The organism is Methanococcoides sp. (assembly GCF_030594565.1).
Lineage (GTDB): Archaea > Halobacteriota > Methanosarcinia > Methanosarcinales > Methanosarcinaceae > Methanococcoides > Methanococcoides seepicolus.
Genome location: NZ_JAUVEY010000065.1, coordinates 1 through 11719, shown reverse-complemented (window position 1 = coordinate 11719; position 11719 = coordinate 1). Strand labels below are relative to the sequence as shown.

Here is an 11719-nt window from a genome sequence, read left to right as displayed (position 1 = left end):
GATTACCATTCCAGAGATCTGGTTTGCGACAACATCGAGGGAACCCGTATGAGGTATTATGTCCTCGACCTCTCCCCTTAGAGCTGCTTTTGCTATGGCCATGCTTTCTGCAATGTCATCAGCCCCCATTGTGAGGATAGTACCCCGGGATATTTCGTGTATCCTGTGGCCTGCACGCCCCACACGTTGCAACAATCGGGATACCTGTCTGGGAGAGCCATACTGGACAACATGGTCAACTTTACCGATATCAATACCCAGCTCCATTGATGAAGTACATATGAGTCCCTGAAGGTCACCTGCTTTGAAGGATTCCTCTGCCTCAATTCGGGCATCCACTGAAAGAGAGCCGTGATGGACACCAATTGATGCTCCAAGCAATTTGAATCCTGATGCGAGAGCTTCGGCGCTTTGGCGTGTGTTCACAAAGATGAGGGTCGAGATATGATCTTCAACGATCTCCCTGATGCATCGAAGGTGGGATGCGAATTCCGGTTCACATCCTATCTTCCTTCCGATCTCGAGGTCCTCATCTGTGACTTGCGGATATATGATGTTGAACTCAAGAAGGCTTAACATGGAAACCTGTACGATGGATACGGCCCTTTTTGCACCTGCAAGAAAATGGGCCACAACATCGGGATTACCCACTGTGGCCGACAGACCTACCCTCTGGAACTCACCGGATATTTCGACAAGGCGCTCAAGTCCTACCGAAAGCTGAGCACCTCGCTTGGAGGAGGCAAGCTCGTGTATCTCGTCAACAACGACATAACTGACACATTCGAGATTTTTCCTCAAACGCGAGCCGGTGAACATTGCCTGGAGTGTTTCAGGTGTGGTTATTAACAGGTCAGGCGGATTTTTGGATTGCTTTTGCCTCTGATACGGAGTAGTATCCCCATGACGCACCTGCACATCAAGCCCCAGCTCTTTTCCCCACCACTGGATACGTGTCAACATGTCACGGTTGAGTGCACGCAGCGGTGTTATGTAAAGTGCGGAGATCCCCACCCGAGCCTCTTCGCTCTTGCGAAGGATGTGATCGAACATAGGAAGCACTGCTGATTCGGTCTTACCTGAGCCTGTGGGAGCTATAAGGAATGTGTGTTCCCCTGCAAGGATGTGAGGGAAGGACATTTCCTGAGGCTGTGTAGGTGCTTTGAATCCCTGCTTCTCGAGAGCTTTTAAAATTGAAGGGTGGAAGTTGTCGAACATGTTATCGAATTTCATTTACCAACCTCCCCTGAACGTTTTTTCCTTGACCGTCTTTTACCGGTTCGTGGCTTTGTTTCCTCAAGTTTCCGAATATTTTTCAAAATTCCAAGAAATGTCCCATCAAGTAAGTATATTTCGGAATTGTCTAGTTCGACCGCCCCTGAGGAAAAGATGGGACCTAAGAGATCATCCCGTACAGACTCATTGAAAGCTACACCACCACAAAGCTCGTTGAATGCCGGCACTACCAGAACGTCAGGATCAGACCAATTTCCGCTTTCCTTATCAAAGGAAGAATTTTTGAAGTGCTCCACGAATACTTCCTTTTTGAAGTGTGTCTTTAGCCAAACCTGTTCGACCACCGAATAGCCCATTGCATCGGTAAACCGTACCGTTGGGTGATTGTGAGCTACAATGATCTTTTCTGCAGAGAGGATATCGACCGCTGGCCATGTGTGACCATGGAAATAGCCCACACCATCAATGATGGCACCCCGTGGAGAATGAAGCTTTACGTCACACCCTTTGGGAAGTAAGAATTCGATACCGCCATCATGATTGCCGGGAAAGATATCAACAGTTGCTTGCTCTGCAAGGGTACTAATAAAATATGGGATCTCGTCCCTCTCCTGCCACGAGACCTGAGGAACATTGTGCTTGATGTCGCCAAGAAGAATTATGTGATCAGGAGATGTCTGGTCAATAAGCCTCATTATGCGTTCAAGGCGTTGATCTATCTGGCTGGGTATGGAAAAACCGCTCTTATAAAGATCCCACTCGATGCCCAGATGAATGTCTGCCAGAACAAGGGATGTGAAATCTCCGGATACCACAAGTGCAGGCTCATTGATGATAGGGTCTACTGAGATCTCCATTTTCATTTATCCTTATCTTTACTTAAACTTTCAACCTGCCCCTGAAGTTGTTTTATCATGGTCTGCATTTCATGCATTTCTTCATGCATCTGCACAAGCCGGTCATACATAGGGCTTCTACCATCCTTGATGGCCTGCTCCTGCGAGAACTTCTGCTTGCTGGGAAAGATATAGACATAGGTTAGCCACATGCCGATAAAAGCTACAACGATCATCCCCCCAAGGAATAATATGTATTCTGGAAATAGTGTCCTGAACAATGTATCGTTCGAACTGTAATACTGGATGCGGGTTATCATCAGGAAGTTCAGGAGGGAGAAGAGGAACATGGTCTCGCCTACGAGAATGAGGAGACCACCAAGGCGGGTGGATGTTGATCTTTGTTGGGGGATTAAGCGATCGAGCATGTGGTAGTCACCTTTTGTGGAAGTGATGTGTTATAGAAAAACAAGTAATATGTTATTGTGAATGACAACAATAATAGATTGAATTACGTTATTATTAAAAGTATTCCAGAAAATCATAAGGAAATATTGACTTATTATTTCAATGATAAATATTAAGCGATTCAATAATCAAAAAACTATGATGGTAATTAAGAAATAAATCACATTTAAGAAAGAAGACAAGGATAAAAAACCATCATTTTATGGCACCAATTCGATCTTCAATAAGTTTGACCATGAATTGTGTTCCATCATCCATCTCTTTAAGCATTCTCTCTCTCTTAGTTTCCCACTTATTTTTAAGATCATTATCAGAAATTAGCTCAATAGCTTTTTCTAACGCTTTTTCCTGAGACTCTACATCGTTCTTGAAATTGAATACGAGACCATATTCTGCTTCTTGATGGTTGGTATATCCTCTTCCACAGAAATCGATAAAAATAGCAGGTGTACCCAGCACAGCACATTCCGATGCCATAGTTGAACTCTCGCCCATAAAAAGAGTTGCATAATTCATTAGATAATGCATATCGCTTGCAGGTAATTGTATTTGATATTTACGAAGATCTTCTGGAAGTTCTTTTTCCGACGAGATGAAAACTTTTCCATACTTTTCCAGTTCCCTCACAATCTTTCTTTTCATAGGTAAGGAAAAACCTTTGTTGGATTGATCATGAAGTGCTTCCCAAGATACAAACCTCAAAATTGAATATGTTTCATCCTCAGCAAGTCCAAGTTTTTCTAAAATAGAAGGGTCGGGTTGAAAATGGTTCGGATGGAGGTAATTGAGTTCAAAATAACCATTGTAATGTATCTGTTTTTTCCCAAGATCATCCCAATAACCTTTTTGAGTTACGATGTATTTTGTGAACGGGAAAGTGAGATAATGAACCTGAGTTGCATGTTCAGTATCTTCGAAAATAAAATATGGTTTTCTAACTAAAAAACTAATATGTGCTAAAGATGGAAGGGCTTGTCCTATAAAAACATCCGGTTTAAAGTCCCTTACAACATTGTATGTATTCAATTCACGTTTGAGTAAAGATAATAATTTCTTAAGAAATGTTGGTTTGTTCTCACCGATCTGAATATAATCTAGGTTAAAATCATCCAGTAATTCATTATTATTGTCTTTTTTTATTAAGACTATTTTGATCTGATGACCTCTATTCCCCATTTCATTAATGAAATTTTTGAACATGTAAACATGTTTAGGATGAGAGATTCCAACCAGTATATTCATATTATATTCCTTTTCTCAATATTGAAAATTGTCTTTATTTGACCTTATTTTAGTGCTTTAGAAACTCATTGCTATTATTATGTATATTTCTACTTGAAATAACTAATCACTGCGAAAAGTCAAAAATAATATATTCATTGTTTTGATAAATTATAGCAGTGAAATTACAAGCAATATAATAAAGCGTGAGTAGATAAAAAAATAGTTAATGGGCAGTAATTATAAATTATCGTCTTCTAGCAAATAGCAGCACCAACATCGACAGACACAGAATAAAGGCTGCATTCTGATCAAGGCTTTCATTCTCTGCAGGAGCATCATCAACCCCTGTCATTTCAATTATATTATCTGAGCTAACTCCGACGATCGCAAATGGTGAAAAAACAGAAGTCTCTGCTTCAAAGACAACATAACTACTGCTCTCACTAATCTTCTTTGTTGAAAGAGGCTCCCATGTGCCCGGATCATAACGGTACATCATTATAGAACTATCTGAGATATGATTACCTTCAAGCCATGATCTATTTACCTTGAAACCAACAACTGCATCCTGTATATTACTTTCTATGGCATAACCGGGTTTCCCCATCCATATATTCAAATTCTTGTAGACTATCCCGGGAGGGGGAGATGAGGCAATTGTAGATGTTTGCTTAAGGACTTCAACAGTTGCTATGACATTACCGGCGTTTGTGAGAGATCTATAGCTAATATATGTAATAGGATTTTCATGCTCAACGAACTGGTAGGAAATTTGAGAGCCAAGGTGAACCGATTGGCTGGATTTTTCTACTATCTCAACTTCCTCATATGATCCACTTGTTGTACCAATTCCAGCAACTCCATAATTGGACTCATCACTGCGTCTATCAAGGGTTGTGGATACATTGGAAGGAGATGTACCAGATGCGATAGTAATTGCTCCATTAACAACATCAATCGGGATGATCAGCCCTTGATTATCACTAACCACAACGTTAGATAGTTCCAAAGAACTTGTACCAGATCCATTGCCAGCGGTCATTTGGATAATGGCAAAAACTTCCGGTCCTGTGACACTTGTCTTGTCCAATATCAAACCATATACAGAATCAATTTTTCCATTTGAACTATCGACCTCACCGGGATTGAACCAGACAAGTGCACCATCCTGTCTTAAGAATTCACCTTCTGAGACCTGAACCACCTCGACCAATTTACTGTCATAAGATAGATCGAACTGCATACCAGCAACCGGAAGGTCTGGCTGCAAATAGATGTTCACAGTAAAGTTCTGCCCTTCTTCTACTGATTGATATGTGGGTATGATGCTGATTTCGGTAGTGGCACTGGCAATTCCACTAAGGCAGATAATTGCAAATAGATAAAAAAGGAGGAGGGAATAAAATATACTTTTTCCAGAGATGAAAATATATTTTCTTATCAGAATCCCTCACAATTATTAATCCATATGCGATAGGACCAACATCATATCTAGAACATTTACAATATTATCCTGATTCACATCCCATAGTGGATAAGGATATGCAGTGGTTTCATCGAAATGCTGCTGAACTAGGCCATAATCACTATAGTCAACCATATGATCCTGATTGATATCGAAGACCAGAATGATAACCTCTGTGTTTATTATTTCGAGATCCACAGCATTACCAGTTGGGTCACTGATTATGACATCTTTTAGGACTAGGTCAGATTTCCCACTTGCCTGTTCATCTGTTGTTAGTGTGATGCTGGCAAAAGTTGCTGGTGTTGAGGTATCTGACGCACCGAGAATACAACCGTATGCATCATTGATTTGACCCGAATTTACAGAACCAGCAACAAAAAATGTCCCCATACCACTTTGTTTGAACAAGTTGCCTTCGCTCACATCTGTGATCTGGAACTTAGAACCATCGTAAAGTAGATCAAATTGCATTCCTGCAATATCAACATCCGGAGAAACGAATATATCAATTGTGAAAGTTTCTCCAGGTGCAACAACCTGTGATGATGGTTTTAAAACTACATCGGAAGCAGCTGCAGAAACATTGCTAAGAGCTGCAAACAATGTGATTATAAAAACTACCATGAATACGTTTTTTATGCTAAACATGTTTTCCCCTTTATTTGAAATAACTTTGAGGACTTGATTCTGATCAATAAAATTAAAAATCCCCAATTTACCATTGTGTTGGTGCTATATAAACATTGTGAAAAAATGGCATGTGTCATGCGCACCATCATTATGAGGCCACTCCCCTAATTCGATTGGTTTTCAATAGGCTGAGAAATGAAATTACATAACATTTGCCACTAATGTAATTAAAAAAGTAATATACTTTTACATGAATATGATTACATTTTAATTAAAATGAAAAGAAAATTTATGAAAAATCTCAGCAGTCGAATCTACAGATCTTAAAAAGAAAGAAAAGGGAGATGCAGAATATGCATCTCATTCTACTGTTTCACCGAAGTGATGTGCTACGAGGGTAAGATCCTGGATGTTTACTTCATCATCCTGGTTTACGTCCCAGACAGCATCTAAATTTTGACTGCCCATATTCTGACTCACCAGGGTAATATCCAGAATATTCACCACACCATCCTTATTCACATCCCAACGTGGATGTGCAACAGGTGCTATGTTGTCCGTAGCTACAATGATCGCATCACCCCAGTTGTTAGGCACATCATTGGTTGAGCCTGTCAGACTGCACGAGTCAAAATACTGACGTCCATCAAACCCATTATCCCGATCGTTTATTCCAACGTTCAAGCCGACAGCATCATTCGAAGGTTTCCCGCCAATATCGCTCCAGGGAATCGCGACTTCGATCACGTAACCAGTATCCGTGTCACTTTCGTCACCATTGCTACCCAGCAAAGTTATGCCTGTCATTATGCTACTGGCATACGAGAGATCCTTGCCGCCACCAGTACCCACTTCATCAATTACAGCACCGTTCAGGTTAATGATAAAGTGATAGTCATCTGCCTGCATCACACCGCCATTATCGTGCTGTGTGTCAAGAAATATCTCGACACTGTCATCTAGATAGATATGGCTAACCTCATCCTGACCGGAAGCCTGAAGGTTCGTGTCAGTTACATCAAAGACAAGGTACAAGTAATTGTCATCATGTTTTGCCTTTATCACAGCGGTATTGTCTTCATTAGGATCTCTGCTGGTCGACGCCGTTAGAGTGATACCGGTCACGTCCTGCCAGTCGCTCAGATCACCGTCGACAGTAGCAGTCCCCTGCACTATGTCAAGTGCCTCGATGATGATAGGTTCGTCATTGATCGTAATGGTACGAATGGACGTTACCTGATCGAGACCGTCACTTACAATTGCTTCGATCCTATGAGTACCTGCACTTGTGTTGTCAGTGTTCCAGACATAGTTAGAAGAGGTGCTGCGGATGACGCCATCGATCAGGATGGTGTAACTCAATGCATCCCCATCTGCATCGGATGCTGTTACATCGAGGGAGATGGAATCTCCTTCATCAAAGACTGCACCGCTTACTGGTTTGAATGCGATGATGACGGGTGCATGGTTAACCTCACTTACTGTTGTTGTTACTGTTACAGTGACAGTATCAGAGTCTGTTTTGCCATCAGCATCTTCTACAGTAAGGGTTACTGTATATGTACCTGCGGCATCATAGGAATGCTGCACAACAGTACCTGTCGCATCTTTCTGGATTCCGTTAGAAGCATCGAAATCCCATGCATGGGAAACAATGCCCTTGTCGTCTGTTGAACCCGAACCATCAAAAGATATGGTTTCACCAATAACAACTGTCATACCAGAACCAGCATTGGCAGTTGGTGAGAGATTCGATGGCGCTGACGAAGCCTCTTCTACAGAGAAAGAATGTACAGACCACTCTGAACTTGTAAACTTGATCTGACCCGAAGAATCCGCCTGTTTTGAAGTAAAGTCAACACCGTCCATTTTGATGTTATAATAGCGGTTTGGTTGCAGGTCACCAACAGTGAACACCACATTCTCTCCATCGGTTGATTCGGCAGTGAAATCTACGAGAGTCTCGCCCTGTGGAAGAGATGTATCATATTTGTTCACTTCTACATTTACAGGTCCCGTAGTCGGATGGGCATACATCGGATACGTGTTTACGGTCAAATACCTATCACTAGATTCAACCTTGATCGATGAAGCATCAACGTTAGATACGGTAATAGATTCGTCATCACTGACCATAATGGCATTGGACGAATCTACTACAGAAATAGCACCAATTGGGTAAACGCGGAACAGGAATGTTTTGCTTTGCTCACGTGGCAAATTGTCTCCAATTATTATTGGATTTTTAAAAGTACCACTATATATCCAGAAATCATAATTTCTGACATTCGATAAAGTATTATTGGTAATGTAGATATTCTGATATATTGACTCCTCGCCCCAGAACAGGACACCATAGTCAACATTTTCTATGACGTTATTTCTAAAATATATATTGTAAACACGAGCATTCTTGTCATAATTTGCGTCGTTAAATGAGGACAACATTAATGCTCTGCCATTTATATCCTCGAATCTGTTATATTCTATAACGACATCTTCGGAATTAAAAATTTCCAGAGGCCTTGGCTGATCATGGAAATAGTTGTTGCGTATTATTATGTTGTCAGTATCACCATTATGAAGATATAACCCAACCTGTTTCAGACCTGAATAATCAGATGTGAAATAGAGTTCATTGTCTTCAACTATTACATCATTTATTCTTGTATGAATGTCGAGCAGATTATGGCCAGAGTTAGAGATATCATTGTTCCTGATAACATGATTATACATTATCTCTGTACCCATCTGATTAAAATAATGAATCCCATGTTCAACACAATTGGTAATAACATTATTTTCTACTAAGGTATCACTTGTATGTGTCCGGAAATCAATTCCCTCAAGATCCATGTTCGAAAACTTAGAATTTCTGATAACAAGGTGGCTATTATGTTCAGCAAGATAACCTGTATAACCGTTGGTAACAGTTATTCCATCTATCGTAATCCAGTCTTGATAAGATGTCTTGATCATAGCTACTCCTGAGGGACCGTTGCTCATAGTTGGGTTTCCGTCGTATGCTTTCACCGTAACAGGATTGCCAGGTGTACCCTGCAGACCGTGTGCCCAAAAATCCAATATTTCTCCTGACCAGGTTCCGTCAGACATGTATAAGGTATCACCTGCACCCATTAAGGATAGAGCATGATCCAGGGATCTTACAGATTGTTCGTGGGTTAGACCTGTGTGTGCGTCATCACCCCAAGTAGCAACATAGTAGTCAGTTGCACTTGCTGTACCGGACAAAGCTAATAGGATACAAACTGCATAAAGGATATTTCGTAAAAAATATCTAGAATTCTTCGTGCCTTGTAAAAAGCTATGTTTTGTTTTCTCGGAATAAATTTCGTTTTTGAGATCCATCATGTAATTCCCTTAATAAATTATTCATTTGTAAATAATAAAACAGAATTGTGGACATAGTTATAATTAGTATGACCATTGTTTGGAGAAATTTGACCACAAACCAGACAGAATATGAACGGAACATGGCCGACATAACTTTCTTCCCCAATGATCGCATAAGAGTTAGTCTCGTGATTAGTATTTATATTAGTAGGAACCATTGTGTAGGTTCCTGCTTCTTCATAGCTATGCTGCAACACCATACCAGTGATATCTTGCTGAAGTCCACTGTCAGAGTCAAAATTCCATATATCAGATATGATGCCGCCGTCATCATAGGAACTCGAACCATCAAAAGATGCTGTCTAGCCAAGAACGATATAACTGTCTGAGCCAGCATCGGCGGTCGTTGAAAAATATGAGGAATAGGTAGTTTCTTGTACAGAGAAAGAATGTTCCCTTGACCACTCTGAACTTGTGAACTGGATCTGACCCGAAGGATCTGCCTGTTTTGAAGTAAAATCAACACCATCCATTTTGATGTCATAACAGTGATTTGGTTGCAGGTCATCAACAGTAAACACCACACTCCCCCCATCGGTTGATTTAGCAGTGAAATCCACGAGGATCTCGCCTTGTGGAAGAGATGTATCATATTTGTACACTTCTACATTCACATGCCCCGTAGTCGGATGGGCATATATCGGATACGTGTTTATGGTCAAATAGGCATCAATAGATTCAACCTTGATCGATGAAGCATCAACGTCACATACGGTAATAGATTCATCATCACTGGCCATAATGGCATTGGAAGAATCAATTAAAGAGATAGCCTCACTCGGATAAACGCGGAACGTGAATGTTTTACTTTGCTCACGTGGCAAATTATCTTCAAGTATTATTGGATTTTTAAAAGTACCACTATGGATATAGAAATCAGAATATCCTATATTCAATAAAGTATTATTGATAAAGTAGATATTCTGGTATATCGAATCCTCACCCCAGAACATGACACCATAGTCAGCATTGTCTATAACATTGTTTCTAAAATATATATTGAAAACACGAGCATTCTTTTCATAAGATTCGTCGCTAAATGAGGACAACATTAATGCCCTACCACTTATATCCTCGAATTTGTTATATTCTATAACGACATCTTCTGAGTTAAAAATTTCCAGAGGTCTTGGCTGATCATGGAAGTAGTTGTTGCGTATTGTTATGTTGTCAGTATCACCATTATGTAAATAGAGTCCAACCTGTTCCAGACCTGAATAATCATATGTGAAATAGAGTTCATTGTTCTCAACTATTACATTACTTATCCTTGTATGAAGATCGATCAGATTATGGCCAGAGTTAGAGATATCATTGTTCCTGATAACATGGTTATACATTATCTCTTCATCCAACTGGTTATAATAGTGAATGCCATGTTCACCACAATTGGTAACAACAGTATTCTCTACTAAGGTATCACTTACCTGCCTCCAGAAATTAATTCCATCCATACGCATGTTCGAAAAAGTACTATTTCGGATAACAAGGTGACTATTCCATGAAGCATGATACCCTTGATAACCGTTGATAACAGTTATCCCATCTATAGTGATCCAGTCTTGATAAGACGTGTCGATCATATTTGCTTGCGAGGGACCGTTGCTTAGGGTTGGGTTTCCATCATATGCTTTTACTGTAACAGGATTGCCAGATGTGCCCCCCAGATCATGCCCCACAAAATCCAATACTTCTCCATACCAGGTTCCGTCAGACATGTATAAAGTATCACCTGTACCCATTAAGGATAGAGCATGATCCAGGGACCTTACAGATTGTTCGTGCGTTAGACCTGTGTGAGCATCGTCACCCCACGTGGCAACATAGTAGTCATTCGCACTTGCCGTAGTGGATAAAGCCAACAATATAAGAATAATACAAAATACATTTATTGAAAGAGATTTTACTGTATTGATATTTTGTATTGATCGAAAACATAATATTTCTGAACAAAATACAGGTTTGTTATATCTTTTCATAATAACCCCCAAAAAGACAAAAGTATCCATAATCAGGCGATTTTCATCTACTTACAACTCATAAAAAAATGTTGGTAAACAATATAATGGTTTTTGTATCATCCCTAAATTAATAGCTTTTGAAATATAATTTTTGACTATTATCACTAATTGAATCGATGAATAGCGTACCCCATTTATTTAATAAAAAGGTTTCTATTAAAAAATTATTTTTAAATGTTTAGATATATTAAGAGTTATATTCCATATTCATAAAAACAACATCATTCACCCGAAATATCTATTAAGAGAAGAAGCTTGACCGCAGTAATATATATACATTCTTTGTAACTATTCAGCCATCCTCACGTTTTTGATATAAACTTAGAATACTCAACACAATTCCATCAGTGCTTGATATTGATTTTACCAAAAAACAATATACTATGCCTCTATTTTAGTCACTCCCTGAAATTCAACCTGGT

Annotated in this window: 8 protein-coding genes; all 8 read right to left on the bottom strand. The window is 39.8% G+C overall.

Annotated features, from left to right (window positions below; genetic code table 11):
- Positions 1-1233, bottom strand: a 1233-nt coding sequence (locus tag QAS77_RS06820) for a DEAD/DEAH box helicase (RefSeq protein WP_305064584.1), incomplete at its 3' end; no start/stop codon positions are given.
- Complete coding sequence (locus QAS77_RS06815; protein WP_305064586.1) at positions 1230-2093, bottom strand: metallophosphoesterase; 864 nt, start codon at positions 2091-2093, stop codon at positions 1230-1232. The genes QAS77_RS06820 and QAS77_RS06815, both read right to left, overlap by 4 nt.
- A 2-nt stretch (positions 2094-2095) precedes the next feature.
- Complete coding sequence (locus QAS77_RS06810; RefSeq protein WP_250868076.1) at positions 2096-2500, bottom strand: hypothetical protein; 405 nt, start codon at positions 2498-2500, stop codon at positions 2096-2098.
- Between the two features lie 235 nt (positions 2501-2735).
- Positions 2736-3782, bottom strand: a complete 1047-nt coding sequence (locus QAS77_RS06805) for a DUF354 domain-containing protein (protein WP_250868075.1) — start codon at positions 3780-3782, stop codon at positions 2736-2738.
- Positions 3783-4008: 226 nt separating this feature from the next.
- Entirely contained in the window at positions 4009-5088 is a 1080-nt protein-coding gene (locus tag QAS77_RS06800; protein WP_305064585.1) for a PGF-pre-PGF domain-containing protein, read from the bottom strand.
- A gap of 135 nt (positions 5089-5223) precedes the next feature.
- On the bottom strand, positions 5224-5880 hold the full coding sequence (locus QAS77_RS06795) for a cohesin domain-containing protein (RefSeq protein ID WP_250868073.1): 657 nt from the start codon (positions 5878-5880) through the stop codon (positions 5224-5226).
- A gap of 342 nt (positions 5881-6222) precedes the next feature.
- Entirely contained in the window at positions 6223-9114 is a 2892-nt protein-coding gene (locus tag QAS77_RS06790; RefSeq protein ID WP_305064583.1) for a sugar-binding protein, read from the bottom strand.
- Positions 9115-9578: 464 nt separating this feature from the next.
- Entirely contained in the window at positions 9579-11138 is a 1560-nt protein-coding gene (locus tag QAS77_RS06785; RefSeq protein WP_305064582.1) for a right-handed parallel beta-helix repeat-containing protein, read from the bottom strand.
- Positions 11139-11719: the final 581 nt, after the last annotated feature.